The 20,791-nt window shown below is 42.5% G+C and carries 19 protein-coding genes; 10 read left to right on the plus strand and 9 right to left on the minus strand.

The annotated features are described in order from the left end of the window. Positions 1–195: 195 nt before the first annotated feature. Entirely contained in the window at positions 196–1,341 is a 1,146-nt protein-coding gene (locus AC5590_RS24835) for an aminotransferase class I/II-fold pyridoxal phosphate-dependent enzyme (RefSeq protein WP_211178518.1), read from the plus strand. Positions 1,342–1,354: 13 nt separating this feature from the next. Here the strand turns inward: AC5590_RS24835 and AC5590_RS24840 are convergent, their stop codons facing one another. After that, positions 1,355–2,638, minus strand: a complete 1,284-nt coding sequence (locus AC5590_RS24840) for an ankyrin repeat domain-containing protein (RefSeq protein ID WP_169266048.1) — start codon at positions 2,636–2,638, stop codon at positions 1,355–1,357. Positions 2,639–2,795: 157 nt separating this feature from the next. On the opposite strand from AC5590_RS24840, the gene AC5590_RS24845 reads away from it, so the two are divergent. Next, complete coding sequence (locus AC5590_RS24845; RefSeq protein ID WP_169266049.1) at positions 2,796–3,260, plus strand: DUF4079 domain-containing protein; 465 nt, start codon at positions 2,796–2,798, stop codon at positions 3,258–3,260. A gap of 317 nt (positions 3,261–3,577) precedes the next feature. On the opposite strand, the gene AC5590_RS24850 is transcribed toward AC5590_RS24845, so the two are convergent. Next, complete coding sequence (locus AC5590_RS24850) at positions 3,578–4,252, minus strand: DUF1997 domain-containing protein (RefSeq protein ID WP_169266050.1); 675 nt, start codon at positions 4,250–4,252, stop codon at positions 3,578–3,580. A gap of 190 nt (positions 4,253–4,442) precedes the next feature. On the opposite strand from AC5590_RS24850, the gene AC5590_RS24855 reads away from it, so the two are divergent. Together AC5590_RS24855 and AC5590_RS24860 are read left to right on the plus strand one after the other, a co-directional pair. Further along, on the plus strand, positions 4,443–5,102 hold the full coding sequence (locus tag AC5590_RS24855; RefSeq protein WP_169266051.1) for an NAD(P)H-binding protein: 660 nt from the start codon (positions 4,443–4,445) through the stop codon (positions 5,100–5,102). A 165-nt stretch (positions 5,103–5,267) separates the two neighbouring features. Beyond that, on the plus strand, positions 5,268–5,978 hold the full coding sequence (locus tag AC5590_RS24860; RefSeq protein ID WP_169266065.1) for a glycoside hydrolase family 24 protein: 711 nt from the start codon (positions 5,268–5,270) through the stop codon (positions 5,976–5,978). Between the two features lie 60 nt (positions 5,979–6,038). On the opposite strand, the gene AC5590_RS24865 is transcribed toward AC5590_RS24860, so the two are convergent. The 3 genes from AC5590_RS24865 to AC5590_RS24875 form a co-directional block, all read right to left on the minus strand. After that, positions 6,039–7,088, minus strand: coding sequence for a 3-deoxy-7-phosphoheptulonate synthase (locus AC5590_RS24865; protein ID WP_169266052.1), 1,050 nt, complete (start codon positions 7,086–7,088; stop codon positions 6,039–6,041). Between the two features lie 156 nt (positions 7,089–7,244). Continuing rightward, positions 7,245–8,081, minus strand: a complete 837-nt coding sequence (gene menH / locus AC5590_RS24870) for a 2-succinyl-6-hydroxy-2,4-cyclohexadiene-1-carboxylate synthase (protein WP_169266053.1) — start codon at positions 8,079–8,081, stop codon at positions 7,245–7,247. Between the two features lie 6 nt (positions 8,082–8,087). Next, positions 8,088–8,486: a metal-sensing transcriptional repressor gene (locus tag AC5590_RS24875; protein ID WP_169266054.1), complete on the minus strand. Its 399-nt coding sequence runs from the start codon at positions 8,484–8,486 to the stop codon at positions 8,088–8,090. A 248-nt stretch (positions 8,487–8,734) separates the two neighbouring features. On the opposite strand from AC5590_RS24875, the gene AC5590_RS24880 reads away from it, so the two are divergent. Then, positions 8,735–9,946: an HhoA/HhoB/HtrA family serine endopeptidase gene (locus tag AC5590_RS24880; RefSeq protein WP_169266055.1), complete on the plus strand. Its 1,212-nt coding sequence runs from the start codon at positions 8,735–8,737 to the stop codon at positions 9,944–9,946. A gap of 56 nt (positions 9,947–10,002) precedes the next feature. On the opposite strand, the gene AC5590_RS24885 is transcribed toward AC5590_RS24880, so the two are convergent. Next, positions 10,003–10,389 carry a hypothetical protein gene (locus AC5590_RS24885; protein WP_169266056.1) on the minus strand — a complete coding sequence of 129 codons (387 nt, stop codon included), beginning with the start codon at positions 10,387–10,389 and terminating at the stop codon, positions 10,003–10,005. A 436-nt stretch (positions 10,390–10,825) separates the two neighbouring features. Between AC5590_RS24885 and hslO the strand changes: the two genes are divergently transcribed. The 3 genes from hslO (at position 10,826) to AC5590_RS24900 (ending at position 16,166) form a co-directional block, all read left to right on the plus strand. Further along, positions 10,826–11,731 carry an Hsp33 family molecular chaperone HslO gene (hslO, locus tag AC5590_RS24890; RefSeq protein WP_169266057.1) on the plus strand — a complete coding sequence of 302 codons (906 nt, stop codon included), beginning with the start codon at positions 10,826–10,828 and terminating at the stop codon, positions 11,729–11,731. 162 nt (positions 11,732–11,893) lie between these two features. Next, complete coding sequence (locus AC5590_RS24895) at positions 11,894–13,987, plus strand: chromosome segregation ATPase (protein WP_169266058.1); 2,094 nt, start codon at positions 11,894–11,896, stop codon at positions 13,985–13,987. A gap of 763 nt (positions 13,988–14,750) precedes the next feature. Continuing rightward, on the plus strand, positions 14,751–16,166 hold the full coding sequence (locus tag AC5590_RS24900; RefSeq protein ID WP_169266059.1) for a pyridoxal phosphate-dependent decarboxylase family protein: 1,416 nt from the start codon (positions 14,751–14,753) through the stop codon (positions 16,164–16,166). A 29-nt stretch (positions 16,167–16,195) separates the two neighbouring features. Here the strand turns inward: AC5590_RS24900 and uvrB are convergent, their stop codons facing one another. Next, a complete protein-coding gene (gene uvrB, locus AC5590_RS24905) occupies positions 16,196–18,196 on the minus strand; it encodes an excinuclease ABC subunit UvrB (protein WP_169266060.1) in 2,001 nt (666 codons plus the stop codon). Between the two features lie 498 nt (positions 18,197–18,694). Here uvrB and AC5590_RS24910 point away from each other — a divergent pair, with 498 nt between their 5' ends. Both AC5590_RS24910 and AC5590_RS24915 read left to right on the plus strand, forming a co-directional pair. Next, positions 18,695–19,063, plus strand: a complete 369-nt coding sequence (locus AC5590_RS24910; protein WP_211178519.1) for a hypothetical protein — start codon at positions 18,695–18,697, stop codon at positions 19,061–19,063. Between the two features lie 10 nt (positions 19,064–19,073). Continuing rightward, the gene (locus AC5590_RS24915; RefSeq protein ID WP_169266061.1) at positions 19,074–19,448 is read left to right on the plus strand and encodes a caspase family protein; all 375 of its coding nucleotides are present in this window, start codon (positions 19,074–19,076) and stop codon (positions 19,446–19,448) included. Here AC5590_RS24915 and AC5590_RS24920 read toward each other — a convergent pair. Together AC5590_RS24920 and AC5590_RS24925 are read right to left on the minus strand one after the other, a co-directional pair. Then, positions 19,398–20,567, minus strand: coding sequence for a PP2C family serine/threonine-protein phosphatase (locus AC5590_RS24920; RefSeq protein WP_169266062.1), 1,170 nt, complete (start codon positions 20,565–20,567; stop codon positions 19,398–19,400). The two genes, AC5590_RS24915 and AC5590_RS24920, sit on opposite strands and share 51 nt — an antisense overlap. Then, positions 20,560–20,778, minus strand: coding sequence for a hypothetical protein (locus AC5590_RS24925; RefSeq protein ID WP_169266063.1), 219 nt, complete (start codon positions 20,776–20,778; stop codon positions 20,560–20,562). The genes AC5590_RS24920 and AC5590_RS24925 overlap by 8 nt, the downstream gene beginning before the upstream one ends. Between the last annotated feature and the right edge of the window lie 13 nt (positions 20,779–20,791).

The raw sequence follows: 20,791 nt of genomic DNA on the forward strand, positions 1-20,791 counted from the left end.
ATAATCGGATTCATCTTCACATATTACCATCATAAATAACCAGGACTTACGCAGAATAATGAAAAAATAAACCGCAAAGACGAGGCAGTGCGTTGCTCAGAGCAGCGCCGCTTTTTAGGAAATACCTAATGCTAAAGTAGACCTGTTCGACGATCTTTTAGAAGCACTGGAGCTACTAGATTGGACTTCGGACAAATGAAAGAAAGAAAGACAGGGGAAAACATGATATTGCCAGTGTTTCGTCTGGAAGAATACTTGTCGCAATGGGAATTCAACGCTCCCTATCTTCTGTGTTGCAGTGATGCCGAATCTCGATCCCTCGAAGAGATTCTTTCGCTGGCTGACGATGAATCGAAGTTGTTATGGAGCAGACTCCACCTTGGTTACACTGAGGTCAAAGGTCTTCCGATTCTCCGTAACGAGATAGCCAAGCTCTATCAAGGTCTTGACTTAGAGAACATAGTGTGTTTGGCAGGTGCAGAAGACGGAATATTTTGTAGTATGCAAGCTCTCGTGAAAGAGGGCGACCACGTAATTGTTCTGACTCCTTGCTATCAGTCCCTCGAAGACTTACCTCGTCATTTCGGAGCGCGTGTCACTGCGGTGCGACTCAAGGAAGAGAACAAGTGGCAGATCGACATCAAAGCCATCGAAGATGCTCTCACGCCGAGTACGCGACTCATTATCATAAATTTCCCTCATAATCCGACAGGCGCGGTACTTACGGATGATCAAGCATCGGCACTTATCGATCTCGCCCGAAAACGGGGAATCTACATTTTCTCCGACGAGGTATACCGCCTTCTAGGTCCATCTTCGACAACATGGGGTCTCCCAATTGCGGTTCGCTACGAGCGGGGTGTCAGCCTCGGCGTCATGAGTAAGGCGTTCGGACTTGCTGGTTTAAGAATTGGGTGGATTGTCACACAAGACAAAGACCTCCTCCATCAAGCAGAAATAGCCAAACACCATACGTCAATCTGCAACAGCGCACCGTCGGAAGTACTCTCGCTTATAGCTCTGCGAAGCAAAGACGCTCTTGTGAGTCGCAACATCGAGATAGTGGATAAAAACCTTGGACTCCTTGACGACTTTTTCCACCGACATGGCGATCGCTTCTCATGGGTTCGTCCTCAAGGAGGGTGTGTCGGATTCGTTCACTACAAGGCGCATCGCCCGATTGATGAACTGGTAGAAGCTCTTGTACATAAGCAAGGCGTGCTTCTTATGCCCTCGCGCATTTACGATTTTCCGGGTAACTACTTTCGCATTGGATTTGGACGAAAGAATATGCCTTCGGCGCTGGTGCGGTTTGAAGCATTCCTTGAGGAATGGGAGTAGGACTTATCCTTACTTATTCCTGTGCACCTGCCGCCAACAGGCTTCGCACCACGCTAGGATACTGATTAAACTCTGCAAGCATTAAAGCTGTATAACCACCTTCGTTTTTAATTTTCACATCTGCCCTGGCTTTGAGTAACAATTGCACTGCTTCCTCATAACCCCGCGAAGCTGCCCACATCAGTGCTGTTGCACCTGCTGAGTCTGTTGGATTTACTTGTGCTCCTTTTGCTAGAAGCTGCTGTATCACGCCTAGATGGTTACGTTCTGCTGCCTTAATTAAAGGCGTTTTTCCATCATCTCCTTGAATATTGACATCAGCACCATAATCTAGTAAAGCTTTCACTATTTGAGTGTATCCTTGGATTGCTGCTAGCATCAACGGTTGCTCACCCAAGTTTTTTTCATTTACATTTGCTCCCTGACGCAGTAATTTTTCGACAATTTGGCTGTGTCCCTGCAAAGCTGCCACGAGTAGGGGTGTATCTCCTAAATGATTCTTAATTTCTACGTTTGCTCCTTTGCTGAGTAAGACTTCTACTACATCGGTATAACCTTCAACAACAGCAAGATGCAAGGCTGTTTCCCCATCTTGATCTTGGACGTTGACATCAGCACCGCGAGCGAGTATTTCGGCTGCGATCGCACTATATCCCGCCGCCGCCGCCGCTGATAAAGCCGTACCACCATCAAGATTTCTCGCCTGAACATCAGCCCCTGCTGCTAACAGCGCTTGCACAACTTCCAAATGTCCCAAATCTGCCGCAATCATCAATGCCGTTTCCCCCTCTTCATTTTGGGAGTTGACATCTGCATTATTTTCTAGTAAGTATTTGACAACTTCAGCATGTCCAGCGCGTATTGCTAATTGAAAAGCCGTGTCCTCATCTTTATCTTTAAGATCAACTTTGGCACCAGCAGCAAGTAAGACTCGCATCACATCAGCGTTTCCTTTTAAGGCGGCAACCATTAAGGCAGTGCTACCATCTTCATTGGTCGCATTAACATCCGCACCTTTAGATACTAAAAGTTTTACAATGTCAAGTTGGTTAGCACTCGCCGCTAACATCAAAGCCGTCAACCTATAGCGCTTTCTTTTCAAGTCGAAATCAGCACCTGCATCAAGAAGCGATCGCCCAATTTCGGTGTAGCCGAAATGAGCAGCAAACATCAAGGGTGTAGTGCCATCGCGATCGCCCGTATCTACGTTGGCACCATCATTAAGCAGTGCTTGCACCTGCTTCATATCACCATTTTTCACAGCCGATAGCAGCAAGACATCGTTATTTTTAGTCATTAGTCATTCGTCAATTACTCACTGATGATTTTCCGCGTTTTCGCGTCCCCGCGTCTGCGCGTCCTGTGTTTTCCCCATCTTCTCATCATCCCATTTCCCCATTACCAATAAGCGTTATGCTAATTTTTATGAAGATTTAAGAAGAGGGACACTAGGTATGGAACTTTCACCATCAGTAAAGTTTTCGTTAAACTTCGTTCACCCAATCATCATGTGGGTGTTATTACTACTTTCCTTGTATGCAGGATATCTGGGATTACAAGTCCAACGGACAAGAAATGCTCAAGGTGAAGAAAAGAAAGAATTAATCAAAGGTAAATACAACGTTAAGCATTACCAAATCGGCTCTGTAATATTAGCCTTGATGGTAACAGGCGCTGTTGCTGCGATGGCTGTCACTTACATCAACAATGGTAAGTTGTTCGTTGGACCTCACCTACTCATAGGACTTGGCATGACAACTCTAATTGCCATTTCAGCTTCCCTGTCTCCTTTTATGCAAAAAGGCGCAAACTGGGCGCGTGTAACACATATTTTGTTAAATTTTGTAATTGTAGCTCTTTTTGCATTGCAAGCTCTCAGTGGGATGGAAATTGTCAACAAACTTATCACTGGAGCATAGTCATGAGTCATTAGTGAGACCAGTGCTGCGGGAGGGGAGCCACTGCGTTGGAGAGCCCGCGCTGCAGGAGGGTCTCCCTCCGTAGGCGTCTGGCGTCCGGGTTTCCCGGCTTGTTCGCATGATTGCGTCTCCCCTTGGGAGATAGCATGTGGGGTTTTCCCGACAGCCAGGCATCTGGCGAACCCGAAGGGTCATAGGTGAAAAACAAATCGGTGTTGACTCTGCCTACTCAAACATATGCCCATAGGGCACGCTACTTAAAACAAAGTATGCTCGACGGAGCATACTTTGAAACTTAAAGCACATGTGATCGGTGACTATTTTTTCTTGGTACCATCTGGAAAAGGAATGCCCAAGGATTGGTGAAAATCTTCCTGTACCTTGCGAGTTAGGCGGCGCGAAACTTGGCGGACAACTTGGTTAAGTAACCGTTCACCTGTAGATAGAACTAAAGACTTGGGTAGTCGCTGAATAAACTTGGGAAAATGAATATAAACACTGAGATCCAATTCCCACTCAACTTGTGTCATTTCACTTAAGCAGGTGGAAGAATTACTTCCCACATTTTCTTGTAACTGTAGCGCAGCACGATAATCCACATCATACCCAGGGGCTTGGTAGTCAGGAATGGGAATAGTGCAAATCCGATAAACTCCTTCTTCTGGAGGTAATAATTCCAAACCGATTTTTGGTTCTACTTCGTAACCAAAAGAGCCAAAACGACCAATAACTAAGGCATAGCCATTTTTCCCTAATGCTTCCACCTTCATGGGATCAGCACAGCGCGAAAACCATGAGCCGTGATTATTGAGGTATTCAGCAACAGTTCCAGCTGTGGCATACATTTCCATATGGTCTTTATAACGACCGTGAAACCGTGTTGATGTTCCTATTGCTTCTTGAGTTACGTCTCCAGCTTTTTGAGTCGATGTCATAGATAAGATTGCTTCTGTTGTGTCAAAGGATTGATAATCCGGGTGCTTTGAAACCATAAAAGCGTTCTTTTATAGTCAGAGTGTTTGTCTAAATTAATAATTCGGCTGGTAGATAAAACATTTCGTACTGAATTTCCATTTTGACGGAATCTTAATCATCTGTCATGTGGTTCATCTAAATCTTGGTCAGAATCTTTAAAATAGGAAACTGAAAAACAGATACTAGTTTTCCAGGATAGCGTTTCTCATGAAAGCATTTGTAGCAGGGGCAACAGGTGAAACAGGTCGCCGGATAGTACAACAGCTCATAGCGCGGAATATTCCCGTTCGTGCTTTAGTCAGGGATGTAGAAAAAGCAAGGAGTATTCTAGGTGCTCAAGCCGAGTTAGTCGTGGGGGATGTGTTAAAGCCAGAAAGCTTGTCTGCTGCTTTGGGAGATAGCACAGTGCTACTGTGTGCCACTGGCGCAAAACCAAGCTTTGATCCAACAGGACCTTATAAAGTGGATTATGAAGGGACTAAAAATTTGGTAGATGCGGCAAAGGCTAAAGGAATTGAGCATATTGTCTTAGTTTCTTCTTTGGCTGCGTCTCAGTTTTTTCATCCCCTAAACTTGTTCTGGCTAATCTTGTATTGGAAAAAGCAAGCTGAGGAGTACATCCAGAAAAGCAGTCTAAACTATACAATTGTCCGACCGGGTGGTTTAAAGAATGAAGATAATTCCAACCAAATCGTGATGCAAAGCGCTGATACATTGTTCGAGGGTAGCATTCCCCGACAAAAAGTAGCCCAGGTTTCTGTTGAAGCGCTGTTTGAACCCGCAGCAAAAAATAAAATTGTCGAGATTGTTGCCAAAGAAAATGCTCCCGCAAAAAGCTTTGGAGAACTGTTTGCTAATGTCGCTTAAGTCTTAGTACAAAGCAGTGAGCCAGCTTAGTCAGCCAGTCACCTGCGACTCTTGACCCCTTCGGGGTCAAGAGTCGAATAACTAATCACTAATGGCTATTGACTTTTGACTAATTTTCTGGTTATTTTCCGGAATGAGTGCGTGGAAGATTGTTGTTATATTTTGATGGCAATAACAGCTAATTTTTTAAGGAGTCGGACTCTGAACAAAAGCTTAGAACGCAAAGGCGGCGTTGAACAACTCATAGCACCAATAGCCGCACTTCTTGGCTTCGTATGTTTGTTGCAGTGGTCAATATTTGGAGATTTGCGATCGCATGTCGATCCTACCTTTGCCAACAAACAGCCTCCCTTAGTTATGAAAGGGGGCGATCCTTATATCCGTGCTTTGATGAGAACCATCTCAGCAAGTGAAGCAAGTGGCAACCGTCCTTATTCAGTGTTGTATGGTGGACAGCACGTTAACAACCTTAGCCGCCATCCTGAGATATGCGTCACTATTGTTACAGGTGTGAACAAAGGTAATTGTTCTACAGCAGCAGGTAGATATCAAATTATTAATCTCACATGGTATAATATAGCATCACGTTATCACCCAAGCCCAGGACGATTTTTGTTTTGGGCTTCTTATAGTTTTGAACCAGAGTATCAAGACGTAGTTGTCTATCGTTGGTTAAGTGACTCTCGATTTTGGAGAACTGATATTTCTCAACAGCTACGTCAAGAAAAGTTACCAGATGTTTTGCGCCGGTTGTCTCCTACTTGGACAAGTTTGGGATATGGTATAGAAACTAATTCTGTGAGCAAGTCTTTACCACAGATTTATCAGAAAATGTTGAGAGAAGAATTAAAGGCATCAGGAAAATCAGTGTCATAAAAAGCTCTCGGTTGATCATTGGTTTTTGGAATTGGTAGAACTTTTTGCAACACAACCTTTCTATTTTAGGTTTTTGTGAGCAGCCAAAATAATTTCTTCTGTTTCTTGCCAACCAATACACCCATCTGTAACAGAAACACCATACTGTAATTGTTCTCGATCGCTAGGAATCTGTTGATGACCTTCATACAAATTGGATTCCAACATCATGCCAACTATTGATGTATTACCATCCACTATTTGTTGAATAATCTTTTCAAAGACAGAACTCTGTAATTTATACTGTTTACTTGAATTGCCGTGACTACAGTCGATAACAATTCTCGGCGATAAATTTGCCTCTTTTAATTTTTCTTCCACCTGTTTGACATTCGCTGCATCAAAGTTAGGCTGACCATTACCGCCTCGCAAAATAACATGACCGTAGGCATTTCCTCTGGTTTTGAAGATGCTCACTTGTCCCTTTTTATTAATTCCTAAAAAGTTGTGAGGTTTCTGAGCTGATTGGAGAGCATTCAAAGCCACATTAATATTACCATCAGTGCCATTTTTAAAACCCACTGGCATTGAAAGTCCGCTTGCCATTTCGCGATGAGTTTGTGATTCGGTTGTGCGTGCTCCAATTGCAGACCACGTAATAAGTTCACTAATGTACTGCGGTACTATAGGATCGAGTGCTTCTGTACCGATGGGTAATCCCAATTCAGCAATTTTTAGCAGTAAGGTACGTCCCATGCATAGACCTTTTTCGATATGGAAAGAATCATCCATATCAGGATCATTAATTAATCCTTTCCATCCTACTGTTGTTCTTGGTTTTTCAAAATATACCCTCATGATCAGCAACAGTTTATCCTTTACTCGATCAGCAAGAATTTTAAGTTTTTCTGAATATTCTATTGCTGCTTTTGTATCGTGGATAGAACATGGACCAACTACTATGAACTTTCTTCTGTCTTGAAAAGTTAGAATTTTTTCTATCTCATCTCTACATTTCAAAACTGTTTCTTTGGCTAAATCGGTTAAAGGTAATCTCGATTTCAAATCATCTGGAGTTAACAAGGGTTGAAAACTTTCAATGTGAGTATTAGATAATTGATTGTTTTCCATAACTTGCTTGGTTTGAAGTTTGCTACAAGTTGACTATTTCTTTATCATTGAATAGTATAACTCAATCATCTGAAGTTATTTCATATATTTTCTTTTTTTCTTTTGTCATATTTATTGATTATCGTCAAAGATCCAAGATGTGGGTGACAATGGTTTTCAAATGTTATCCTTAGATAAAAAATCTTGAATATTCTCAACAAAAGCCTTAACATTTTCAAAATGAATATTATGTCCGGACGTCTGAATAACTTTTAGTTGGCAAGATTCACAAATTTTAGTCATCTCTGTATTGACATCTATAAACTTTTCATCCGATTCCCCTGCTAATAAAAGCACAGGCGTTTTATTTTTTATCAGCATTTTCCACAAAGAAGGTTGACATCCAGTACCCATAAACCGTAGTGATTTAGCTAACTCAATTGGATGATTTTGCAACCGGACTTCTAGAAGGCGATGAAACTGGGGATGGTTTTTAAGCAAGCCAAAAATCTCTTGATTATACCAATTAGAGACAAAGGCAGCAAAATCATTTCTGCAAACACTTCTTTCTAATTTCCTGGCGATTTGCTCATCACGTTTAACTCGTTCTACTCGTTCTGCTTTTGTTAATAAACCAGGAGAGGCTGATTCCAAAACAACTTTAGGAAAACGGTGAGGAAAATGCAGAGCCAGGTATAAAGCTAATCTCCCTCCCATTGAATATCCAACTAAAAAGCATTGGGTAATTTTTAAATTATCCAGTAAGCTGATGAGGGCATGGGCAGTTTTTGGCATTGTATAATACTCATCACCACGCAAAACTTTAGTTTCTCCATGTCCCGGAAGGTCAACTGTCAAGCAGTAAAATTTATCACATATTAAGAAAATTACTGGCTCAAATTCATGACTGTTTCCCATGAATCCGTGCAAAAAAAGAATCAGTGGTTTATTTGGATCACCACTGAACGAATAGTGAAACTGATAATCTTCACTAGTTTTTGATTTGGAAAGCATGTGTGTTTATAAAAACCTATCCAAAGCAGCTTTAAGTTGTTCGAGTTCAACTTCAATATTGCCTTCTTTTGCAGCTCTTGCTATACACTCTGTTAAATGTTCATCCAAGACAATCCGTGCTACCCGATCCAGTGCTCCCCGCACTGCAGCAATTTGTAGTAAAACATCAGGACAAGGGCTACTTTGCTGTACCATTGTCTTAATACCACGAACATGCCCTTCTATACGCGAAAGGCGATTGACGATTCGCCGGAGAGATTCTTCGCTATGAACGTGAGCATGAGCCGAGTGTCCATGATTGTGAATATGCGGTGTATGATCTTTGTCTGTATCGTCAAAGAGTAAATCCTCATCCTGCTGTGATGTGGGTGGGGATTGTTTTGTTGATCTGTTCGATCCATTCATAAGTTTTCATATAGGTGCTGCGAATAAATAAGATCCTACCCTAGAGCAGAGAGGAGGGGGTGGGCACAGATGGAGTAGTAAATTCAAGAACAAATCCCCTATTTTGAAGTATTTGGGAGAAATATAGAAATATGAAGCCAGAAACAAACGTCAATGGATAGTAATTGTCAAGTATACCTGTAAAAATAGCTATAGAGAGATTTTTCACTGTATAAACAACAATTAGGCTGAAATATAAGGTTGTGGTTATGCGATTTTCCAAACGACTCCGGTCAATACGCCAACTAAGTACTCATGTGTTAGCCGTAATTTTGGGAGTTTTGCTAACTGTTGGCACTTTGCAAGTCTCACCCTCTCAAGCAGAACCAGCACCGAGTTCTGTCAGTGCTGCCTCACCACAACTTATTGCTCAGAAATCACCAGCCACTGCTGCTATTGGTAGCAGTAGCTTTGTGACAGCAGCAGTAAATCGCGTTGGACCTGCAGTTGTGAGGATAGACACTGAGCGCACAATTACCCGACGCTCTGATCCATTCTTTGACGATCCCTTTTTCCGGCGATTTTTTGGTAACGGTTCACCACAGCAGTTGCCCCCCGAGCAATTACGTGGTCTTGGTTCTGGCTTTATCATTGATAAGAGTGGGTTAATTCTGACGAATGCCCATGTGGTCGATAAGGCTGATAAGGTGACTGTTCGTCTCAAAGATGGACGCAGTTTTGAAGGAAAGGTACAAGGCGTTGATGAAGTGACTGATTTGGCGGTAGTCAAAATTAACGCTGGTGCTGATTTACCAATTGCACCCTTGGGTTCTTCAACTAAGGTACAAGTGGGTGACTGGGCGATCGCAGTTGGTAACCCCTTAGGATTAGATAACACCGTTACTCTAGGAATTATCAGTACCCTCAGACGTTCCAGTAGTGTAGTTGGCATTGGTAACAAACGCCTAGATTTCATTCAAACCGACGCCGCTATCAACCCAGGTAACTCTGGTGGACCACTGGTGAATGCTCAAGGTGAAGTCATTGGTATCAACACAGCCATTCGTGGTGACGCAACCGGTATTGGGTTTGCCATCCCTATTGATAAAGCTAAAACAGTTGCTACTAAACTGGAACGAGGAGAAACAATTGCTCACCCATTTATAGGTGTGCAAATGCAAGAAATAACGCCTGAATTGGCAAGACAATTCAACTCTAACCCTAATTCTCCGATTCAATTGCCAGAAATTGATGGCGTTTTAGTCATGCAAGTGGTGCCCAATTCACCAGCCGCAACTGCGGGAATACGTCCTGGAGATGTGATTCTTGAGGTTGATCGACAGCCCATCACAAAAGGCACACAGTTGCTTGACATTGTAGAAAATAGTCGTGTTGGTCAGCAATTGCAGTTGAAAGTGCAAAGGGGTAACCGGACACAACAGCTATCGATACGTACTGTTCAACTGCAAAATCCCTCCTAAAAATTTGAAATCCTAGACTGTAAAAGCCCAGCTTTTTTAAGAAGCTGGGTTTTTTGTCAAGGTTTTTTTGTTACCAGAAACTGACGCAAACTCAACAAACTTAAAGTTTGTCCCAAAGAAAGCGGTAAAACTGTCACTCCCTCTAAACGAGACTGTACCCAACCTTCTCCCCAGTACCATTCATGAAACCCATCTATTCCTTGAGAGAGTAACAAGCGTAAACAGTTAGGACGTGCCACATCTACTTGATGATGAATCGAGAGTGCTCCAATCTGGGTAGTATACTCAACTCCAGAATGGAGTTCTTCTGGCATTCCAGTAGCAAAGCGACCTGTGGGCAGCCATTTTTCTAGTTCCGTAGGACGCAGCAGACTGTCGCGAATTGCACTGAAGGATGCATCCACTTCTATCCGTATTTGGCTTTGTTGATAATTACCTAACATTTTTCGAGGATTACGGGAAGCGCGAGATAGTGTCTTTTTAGTATAACGAACCGCAGTGAAGTACTTACCACCAAAACGGAGTACCGTTTATGGTGGGGGCTTCTTGATGTGGCGAAGTCCAGGATTTCCAAAAGATTTCTACAAAGTCTCATTAGCGACACCTTCCTAGCCAACAGGAAGAAGAACCAAAAACCATATCGTGAGGTTTCGCTTATTGCTGATTAAAAAGTTGTAATTTCTTTCAACACCCTTACACAGTAAGCAAAAAAGATATGCAAACACAACATGTATTCACTAAGTTACTGTCACTCATTCCAACCCACTCATCACCCACCTATTTAAGTTAAGTTAAGTTTTGTTATACTAAGATAATTATCTTTCGGTGCTTTTTGCACAGGAAATTTCGGTAAGAAATTAAAGGTATAGGTTTTTTTTCATGGCGGATCAATTAATTCGCGCCACTGCAGCACAAGGCGGTATTCGTGCAGTAGGTGCAATAACAACACGCTTGACAGAAGAAGCAAGAAATAGACATAAGCTTTCTTATGTGGCAACGGCTGCGCTAGGTCGAACGATGACAGCAGGGTTGCTAATGGCTTCTAGTATGAAACGAACTGGGTCGAGAGTCAATATCCGCGTCAAAGGTGATGGACCTTTGGGTGGTATATTGATAGACGCAGGATTAGATGGAACAGTACGTGGCTATGTAGGAAACTCATCCGTAGAACTGCCTCCCAATAGCAAAGGTAAGCTTGATGTTGGTGGTGCAGTAGGAAAAGGTTTTCTTTACGTTGTCCGCGATATTGGATACGGGTATCCTTACTCTAGTACAGTGGAACTCGTTTCTGGTGAGATTGGGGACGATGTGGCTCATTACCTCATCAGTTCGGAACAAACACCTTCAGCGATAGTATTAGGCGTGTTCGTAGGAGCAAACGGAGTGACAGCAGCCGGAGGAATACTAGTACAAGTTTTGCCCAAAGCCGCTAGAGACGAAGCTCTAGTGGAAACTTTGGAATCACGAGTCGCCGCACTATCAGGATTTACACCTTTGTTGCAAGCAGGAAAATCCTTGACAGACATCTTTGGTGACTTGCTGGGAGATATGGGAGTTACGATCTTTCCGGAAACCCAGATTTTACGTTACCACTGCGGTTGCTCCTTTGACCGCGTGCTAGGAGCACTCAAGATGTTGGGTGAAGCCGAGCTGCAAGACATGATTGTAAAAGATAATGGGGCTGAGGCAACTTGCGATTTTTGTGGTACAGTTTACCAGGCAAGTCGAGATGACTTGGCTCAATTGGTCGTAGATTTGCAAGCAGAAGCGTCGGCTGGGGTGTAAAGTATAAAAGAAAACTTTTTATCTAGGATATACATGATATGAGTGGAGGACATATCATCATGTAAGAAGTAACTTGATCCAGAAGGGAAGTTACGATGGCAGGGACGAAACTTTGGAGCTATAACAGATCGCTAAAGTTAATTGTTTATTTTGGTGTGAGAGATGACAGAGCGGGATATGCCAGAAAGTTGGTTACCAGGCAAAGCAAGAGAGCCAGATAACAATATGACTAGAGGATACCGAAGGCAAGAATCTAGTGAAACACAAACGTCTGGAGTCGCAACAAGCAGTTATATCATCGAGTCTGTGAAACGCTCAAAAGAAAATGATTCGGATCAACTGTCTCTAGATAAAGAGTCGCAAGAAATAGTACCAGTCAGTAAAAGTTCTTGGACATTGCCTAAATGGACGAAATCGTGGGTGTTATGGACGTTATTGTTAGCGTTGGTTCCTAGCGGAATAGCCTTTATGGCAACAGCAATGTTACTCAAGCTGCCATCTGCGCCTAACTGCCCATCGATTTTCTGGCCATTGGCTAGTGCTTCGGTACGGCTAAATTGCGCTCAGTTGGCAGCTTCTAAGCAAACGGTAAAAGACCTTCTGCAAGCGATCGCCCTAGTCAAAGAACTGCCAAAAAATCACCCGCTTCGTGAAGAAATTGACCGTTTAATAGAAGATTGGTCACGGGAGATTCTACAACTAGCAGACCAGAGTTTCCAGGCAGGTCGGCTAGACGAAGCGATCGCAACAGCTCGCCAGGTTCCAAAAGAGGAATCGGCTTATCGATTAGTGGAAGCAAAAATTTCCAAATGGCAATCCATCTGGTCAAGCGCAGAAAGCATCTACACTGAAGCAGAAGCCCAAATGCGTGACGAAAAATGGCATCAAGCGTTCATGCTAGCTTCTAGATTGTTGCGTGTAGATAATACATACTGGTCGATGACGAAATATGACCAGTTGAATCGATTAATTGTCAGCGCCCGAGAAGATGGTGAGCAGTTAGGAAAAGCGAAAACTTTAGCCGAAAACAAAACAGTCGATAATCTCCTCAAAGCCATTAAGGTGGCAGAGTCGATTCGCAAAGACAGTTACGTTTATCCCAAGGCCCAGCAAGCTCTTTCGGAATTTGGAGATAAAATGCTTGAGTTGGCACAGGCAAAACTGGACGGACGAAATCCAGACCAAGCTATCTTGATAGCCCAAAAAATTCCCCCCAGCACTGGACATCAAAAGGACATACAAGACTTTATTGCCTTATCTGAAGCACAGAGGAGTGCATGGTTAGGGACAACAGCCGGTCTAGAAACAGCAATTGCCCAAGCTCAACAAATAGAGGCAACCAGACCAAAATATGAAAAAGCGCAAGAACTTATTGCTAGCTGGCAACTAGAAATTCAAGATGTCGCCCATTTGGAAAAAGCAAGAAACCTGGCTAGTCTTGGTTCAGTGAAAGATTTTGCAGCAGCTATCACTGAAGCACAACTGATTTCAGAAGGCAACCCTCGTGCAGAGGAAGCAAAAAAAGAAATTGGTGGTTGGGTTGCTCAAATACAGACAATCGAAGACCGTCCGTATTTGGATCGAGCTGATCAAATGGCAATGCTTGAGGATGCTAACTCTTTACAAGCGGCGATCGCACAGGCAAGTCAAGTTCAACGAGGTCGTGCATTGTATCCAGAAGCACGAAGAAAAATTGGGAATTGGACAGCAAAGATTCAAACTATTCAAGACCAGCCCTACTTAGACCAAGCAAAAAACTTGGCTGACAGTGGCGATTTACCCTCTGCTATTGCAACAGCTCAACAAATCCGCTCAGGACGAGCACTTTCTGGTCAAGCACAAACAGTTATAGATCAGTGGCAAGGACAAATTCGTGCAAAACAAAACTGGAACAAAGCACGAGAAATCGCAGTTACCGGAACTCCAGAAGCTTTGGCACAAGCAATTAGGCTAGCAAACAGAGTACCGGATAATAGCATCCTACGCAGTGATGTAAGTATCGCGATTGACCAATGGAGTCAGCAATTGTTGGATATAGCTCGTGCTCAAGGAGAATCTAATATTCCTAGAGCTATTGAGACAGCCAGACTGATTCCAAGAGGAACTGATGCCTATAGTGCTGCACGAGAACAAATTAGAGCATGGCAGGAATATCTCACTCCTCAGCCACAAGAACCTCCACAGGAACAATCTCAACAAGAACCTACACAAGATTCTTATACTGAGCAACAAAGGGTGATCGAAGGACAGCAATAAATTTTTAGAAAGCTAGCTACATATCTATATTGCTGGATATTAGCATCTCAGTGTTTCAGCCACTTACACTGCTAAGTTTAAAGGTCAAAAAGCTTTGCAATTACCCCTGCAAAGTTTAACTGTTCAAATTGATTAAAATCTTGTGTCTCTACTTTAGCAACTATCAAAATAACTGGAAAATATCTGGTTGTCGGAGGATTTTGCAGTGCCTGAAACACTATCAGTCCGTGCATATGGGGTATATTAATATATCTTTTGAATCCCATTCAGCAATTGAGTGCTCAAAATAAATGCCTTCCCCAATCTAATGGAGAAGGCATTTTAACGTTTCAGGTATGTGACATCTATTTATGTATATCTGCCACTGCCACGCTCACTTGAGATGTTCACGTTTTTACTACCCATTAAAACGTTTATTTTTAATAAATATCATTGTTGGACTGGTGATTGAAGAGATGATATGAACATATCGGATAAGTTTGATGCGTAATCGTCATAGTTACTTTGAATTCAGTCATCAAAAATTCTTCTACCCACATTTTGCGCTAAGACAGATTATGCTAAATAAGCACTCAGTATTAAAACGAAAGTCCTTGATTTAGCGCTAAAAATCCAAAAAAGTAACGTAACTTTATCACACGGTTCAGTTAGCGATCAAAATAAAAATGGCTGAGGGTGATCGAAGGACAGTGATATCAAATTTGCATACACAATAAATTTCTGTGTAGGCTTAGTAACTAAAAGTCACAGCTTGTGAAACAAAGTGGATAGAAATTTAAAAACCGATGTCACACGCCTTAACCCAATACTCGGAAAAATTCTGAGTCATGCAACCCAATTTTTGCAAGGTTTGAACGAACGTCCCGTTGGAGTTGTGCCTCCAAACTATGACATAGCTTCCTTGCCCAAAGAGGGGATTGGTACAGAGAAAGCTCTAGAGGCGTTTAACAACAAGTATGGTGCAGGGATTACTGCTAGTAGCGGTCCTCGTTACTTGGGCTTTGTGACTGGCGGTTCTACACCTGCGGCGATTGCAGGTGACTGGCTTGTGAGTATCTTTGATCAAAATGTCATCGGTGCGAAAGATTCCTCTGCGCCTGAAGTTGAGCGAGAGACAATCAGTTTCCTTCGCCAACTCTTCCAGATATCAGACTCCCACTCCGGAACATTTGTCTCAGGTGCGACAATGTCCAATTTTGTGGGTTTAGCATTAGCCAGACAATGGATTGCTCAACAGCTGAAGATCGATATTACTCATAATGGACTGTATGCTTTGCCCGCTATCAAAATCTTCAGCGGTTCACCTCATTCGTGCATCAGCAAAGCGCTTTCTATGCTTGGAATGGGTAAAAGTCATCTACAAATTGTTCCTTGTTTACCCGAACGAGAAGCCATTGACTTAGACGAACTCACCAAAAACTTGAGTCGTTGCCAGGAGCCATGTATTGTTGTGGCAAATGCAGGAACCGTTAATACCGCTGATTTTGACGATTTAGTGGGAATTGCAGCACTCAAGCAAGAGTTTAATTTTTGGCTACATGTAGACGCTGCCTTTGGTGGATTTGCAGCTTGTTCACCTAAATACTGCCATCTGGTACAAGGACTGGATACTGCGGATTCGATCGCCATTGATGCTCACAAGTGGCTGAATGTTCCTTATGATTCAGCTATGCAATTTACACGGCATCGAAATCTCCAACTCGAAGTCTTTCAAAATAATGCAGCTTATCTTGGAGTCCCGGCTGAAAATCCTGATTTTGTTCACTTAACTCCAGAAAACTCACGCCGATTCAGGGCACTTCCTGCATGGTTTAGCTTGATAGCTTATGGTGCACAGGGGTATCAAGACATCGTCGAGAGAGACTGTGAGTTAGCTCAACTGTTAGGTGAGAAAATAAGAAGTTGTAGAGATTTCAAGCTTTTGGCTCCTGTTCGTCTGAATGTCGTCTGCTTTACCTTGTCAGTTGACGGGCAAGAGATTCGATTAGACACCATTAAAAAATTCCTGGAAATGTTGCACGATAGTGGAAAGGTTTTCCTAACACCAACTGTTTATGGAACTGTGCCAGCAATTCGAGCTGCATTCTCCAACTGGCGCACTCAACAGATTGATGTTCAAATCCTGTGGGAAGCACTTTCAGAAACGATAAGTTCGTTTAAAGACTCAGTTATGCAGTAGCGAAATGTACGAGATATCTCCGCAAGCATCTAGCGTCCCAGCAACTTAGCCCGCAGCAGCCTAATGCGATCGCGCAATTTCGCCGCCTCTTCAAACTCTAGTTTTTTCGCCGCTTCTTTCATCTGTGCTTCCAGTTGAGTAATCAACCCTGGAATCTCTTCTAGGGGAAATTCATCTATATGTTGCTCAACTGTATCTAACTCAGTTGCATTTAATCGCCGCGACACTTCTAAGAAGGACAAAATCGCATTACTCGATTTTTTCTTCACAATTGGTTGCGGTGTAATTCCGTGCATCCGGTTATGAGCCATTTGAATATTGCGACGCCTCTCGGTTTCTTCCATAGCTTTGATCATGCTATCAGTTAAGGTATCCGCATACATAATCGCTTGTCCTCGCACATGACGCGCAGCCCTTCCAATCGTTTGAATCAGAGAACGTTCTGCACGCAAAAAGCCTTCTTTATCAGCATCCAAAATCGCCACCAGAGAAACTTCTGGTAAATCCAAACCTTCCCGCAGCAAGTTCACACCAACCAACACATCAAAGCTACCATCGCGCAAATCCTGCAAAATCTCAATTCGCTCAATCGAATTAATTTCCGAATGCAGATACCTTACCCGAATACTGTTGTCTTGCAGATATTCAGTTAAATCTTCTGCCATGCGCTTAGTCAGTGTTGTAATCAGCACTCGTTCCTGGCGGTCAACTCTATCTTTGATTTCGCCCAACAAATCATCGATTTGCCCTTCTGTCGGACGGACTATGATTTCTGGATCAACAACTCCAGTTGGTCTAATGATTTGTTGTGCGACATGATCTTCAGAAACTTCTAGTTCCCAATTTCCGGGGGTAGCGGAAACGAAAATACACTGATTCACCTTTGTCCAAAATTCCTCAGCCTTCAATGGACGGTTATCAGCCGCACTGGGTAAACGAAACCCATGCTCAATTAACACTTTTTTCCGTGCTTGGTCGCCGTTATACATTCCGCGTATTTGCGGTACAGTGACATGAGATTCATCTATGACCAACAGCCAATCTTTGGGGAAATAATCAATCAAACATTCGGGTGGTTCCCCTGCTTGGCGTCCTGCGAGGTGACGGGAATAGTTTTCCACACCATTGCAATAACCCACCTCACGCAACATTTCCAAATCATAGCGCGTCCTCTGGTCTATGCGTTGCGCTTCTAGTAATTTCCCAGCTTCCTCTAATTGTGCTTTTTGCTGTTTGAGTTCTGCTGCGATCGCATCGCAAGCTTCTTCTAACCTTTCTTCTGGAGTGACGAAGTGACGCGCCGGGTAAAGATTCACCGCTTCTACACTCTTAATAATTTCACCTGTGACAGGGTCAACGTAGCGAATAGCGTCAATCTCATCACCAAAGAATTCCACGCGGATAATTCGGTCTTCATACGCAGGACCAATTTCCAACACATCACCCCGGACGCGAAAACGTCCGCGACCTAACTCCACATCGTTGCGGCTATACTGAATGGATACTAAGTTTTTCAGTATTTCCCGTTGGTTTACTTCCAAACCGACTTGAAAGGGAATCGCAGCTTTCAGGTATTCTGAGGGCATTCCTAAACCATAGATGCAACTAATAGATGCAACAACAACTACATCGCGGCGTTCAAAGAGCGATCGCGTTGCTGAGTGTCGCAACATATCAATTTCATCGTTAATCGAAGCCGTTTTTTCTATATATGTATCGCTGACAGGAATATATGCTTCTGGCTGATAGTAATCGTAGTAGCTAACAAAATACTCAACTGCATTCTCAGCAAAGAATTCTCGCAACTCGTTACACAGTTGTGCGGCGAGAGTTTTGTTGTGAGCAAGAACGAGAGTGGGTTTCCCCACTTTTTCAATCACTGAGGCGATAGTAAAAGTTTTTCCTGTTCCCGTAGCTCCCAGTAAAGTTTGATACCTATTTTTATTATTTACGCTGGTGATAAGTTGGGCGATCGCTTGTGGTTGATCGCCTGTCGGTTGAAAGGGAGCTTGAAGATGAAATTGCGTCATAGAAGTTAATTTAGCTGCTTCTATTTTATATGCTAAGCAATCTTTATATAAGTGGTGTAAGTTTACCCCTCTATTGCTCCAGACAAATCAATAACCTTTCAACAAAACCCGCTCTTAACAACCAATAACGGGTAGACAACCCACTGGTATAATTTGGTATAATATGTCAAGTGTCTAAAAAGACCATCATGTCTAGCATCTACATTTAAATTGGCATTCAGCGTAGCTCTCCACGAAATACTAGTGTAGCATAAATAACTTAGAAGTTAAAATCACCTCCTCACCCCCCCTCAAAGGCGTGAGAATTGGTGGAAAATTTCTGCAAAGCCCCATATGAAACTCATACTACCAAGGTTAAGGTGTTAACGCGGGTGTTTGAGCTTGAGGAAAGAGTGAGGGTGCTGGGAATTTTGCTGAGGGCAAAGTCAGAGGTAAGCATCACAGGATTCGTTGATTAATCCGTAAATTCAGTCACCACCAGTTGGAGAAATAAATTGCATGTCAAATGTTCAGGTGAAACTCACGCTTTTAGATGATCGTCTCGAAGATTCAGAACTGCAAGAGAAAACAGAGAATCTCCTGCAAGATATTAAACAAGAGGTTGAAGTAGAAGATGCAGGTCTTGTGACAGTAGAGAATTCCCCAGAAGGCTCAAAGTCTGTAAGTGGATATTTACTGGGGGTGCTGACGGCTAAGGTTAATAAAACAAAGATTCAATCTTTCATGAGGCTTTTGGGCGATCGCCTACTAGGGAAAACGATTGAGATCGAAGTCACGGCTAATGGTAAAACTCTCAAAGCCAAAGCCAGTAGCCAAGCTGAGTTGATAGCAGCTATTAAAGCCGCCCAGGAATTTGTTGGAGAATAAGGAGTCAGAGATGGGGAAGAAGGTAGCATTACTGGTTGGAGTCAGCAATTATCATCAACAAGGGCTATCAGCCTTGCCCAGCGCTACCAAAGATGCAAGAGCGATGAAGCAAGTATTGCAGCATCCAGACATAGGGGGTTTTGCTGAAACTGATATCACCCTGCTATTGAATCCGACAAAAGACACAATGGCAGATGCCATAGACAACCTTTTTGCTAACCGCAGTTCAGAAGACTTGGTGCTGTTCTACTTCTCCGGTCATGGTGCGAAGGATGATAATGGCAATCTTTACATCGCTGCACCTGCTACCCGTGTCAGCCAGAACAAAAGAGTGCTACCTCAAAGTGCCATCAATGCCAGTTTTATTAAAGACCAAATGACTTAACGCACCTGCTATTCTAGAACCATCCATACTCACTAAAGTTTCTGCTGCACCATCTGTAAATGCAGCAATACCCGTCACATTTTGAACAGGTAAAAAACCATAATATATAGCTTCGTCTTTCAAGCGTTCGCTAAGAAATGTAGTTTGGTTGGCAAATTCTCCTTTTCCTACAGAACCAAGTAACTCCAGCTTGTTATCCTTTTCAACAACAATAAAGCCATCTCCGACTTTCAGCCAAAATAAATAATGTTTGCCTAACACCGTCATCAGTAACGTACACTTCAAGTCGTCAACCCGGCATTCTTTTTGTTCTGAAAGTTCTCGTAATCTTTCAATTGCATATTTTATAAACTTATACGCATACTCTTTACCTTCATTACTTTCATTACAATTAAGTATTTGTTCTCGGTCTAAAATGTTTTGATGAATAGATTCTATTGAATGAGTAAACTCACCCAAGCCCTCAACAACAGCCTTAGAACCGAAATGAGATAGTCTCGCACTTCCAGCACCATCAGCCACAAAAATACCTGCTCGTGGCTTTGATATAGCTTTTGCTGCATCTTGACATGGTACTTGTGGATGAGAGTGAAGATGAGAACGACCAATAGTAGTAGCATAAATACCTCGCCACTCTGTTTTCTCTGGTATTTTGTCTTCTTCAGTGGAAATTTCTTGTTGTGGAATGATATCTTCTAATGGTTTGTGTGTCTGATTATCTGTGAGATCCGCATTACTCTTTTCATTCTTTGCTGTCAAGATTGCAGCCTCATTCATCTCTTCTAAATTTGAAAAACTATCTTCCACACATGGCACTTCCTTTTTTGAAGAGAATGCCTTATTTTTGTCTTGAATTTTTCTCCGAAAGTGATCATCTCCCCAGTTAATTGTCATCTCCTCAATCAGTACGTCTGGAACTATATCTTTGCCTAATTTTTTTTGCTGATTATGCAATTCCGTCAGCTTAATATAGGCAATATTTTTAGATTTATAATGATTAGCATAATTGAGTACTTCTATGCTATCAGGATACTTTCTTTGAATCTCACTAAAATCTTGAATTGTCAAGCGTAAAGACTTTTCTTTTTTTTTATCTGTTTTTTTGACTTTTTTAGCCATAATTTTCGCCTCCATTGTTTTGTAAATTAATTACAATTTTCTGTAGAGCGTCAACCCTACATGAAACTTTGTTGTTCATCACTTTTTGATGACTCATGAGCAATAAATAATGCTCAGTGTAGAGCCATTTACCTTTTTCAAACAGTGAAACTGATAAATCAGATCTTGCACCATAATTCTCGTCCGCCAAGAAATAAATTTCTTGGCTCAAAGTTTAAGTCCGT

It is taken from the genome of Brasilonema octagenarum UFV-OR1, from assembly GCF_963888615.1.
GTDB lineage: Bacteria > Cyanobacteriota > Cyanobacteriia > Cyanobacteriales > Nostocaceae > Brasilonema > Brasilonema sennae.